Below are 590 nucleotides of genomic sequence, written 5' to 3'. Positions count from 1 at the left end.
CGTCGACCCAGCTCATTTAGTACAGCGTCTGACTCTATGTCAAACCATGCCAGTCCGACTAAAGTATGAAACCAGACATCTGCCACTTCATAGATCAGCTCATGACGCGCCTCATCATAGCTTGCTTTGTCTTTATCTTCATCACAGTGAGCAAAATCTTTGGCAGCGATGATGCTCTCTGTACTCTCTTCACCGACTTTTTCTAATATTTTATTCAAACCTTTAGCGTATAGACTGGCGACATAAGAGCTGTCGGCATCGGCTTGTTTGCGCTCTGCCAATACCTGATCAAGCTGTTGTAGCACAGAGCCTTTATCAATTGGCGCTTGAGTAGTATCGACTTGCGCTTGAGTGTTATTAGAGTGGGTGGTCGCGCTAGCATTTTCGTTTTCAGAATTGGTGCTAGCAGATTCATCAGAATGATAAATATCCGCAGGGTCTTTCAATACTTTATCGACAGTTTGCCATTCAGGTGTTTGGCCTGATAGATCTAAACGCTGATAAAAACAAGACTCGCGGCCTGTATGACAAGCAATACCGCCCGCTTGAGTCACGCTTAGCACAATCACGTCTGCGTCACAGTCTAGACG

Annotated in this window: 1 protein-coding gene; it reads right to left on the bottom strand. The window is 45.4% G+C overall.

The genetic code is table 11. The features are described 5' to 3' along the window. Positions 1-590: phosphoribosyl-ATP diphosphatase (locus tag ACS8FC_RS19245; RefSeq protein WP_439297970.1), on the bottom strand; the 590-nt coding region annotated here is incomplete at both ends.

This window comes from Psychrobacter sp. 1Y4 (genome assembly GCF_051847555.1).
Note: the sequence above shows the minus strand (reverse complement) of the source record. Positions and strands in the feature narration are given on the sequence as shown.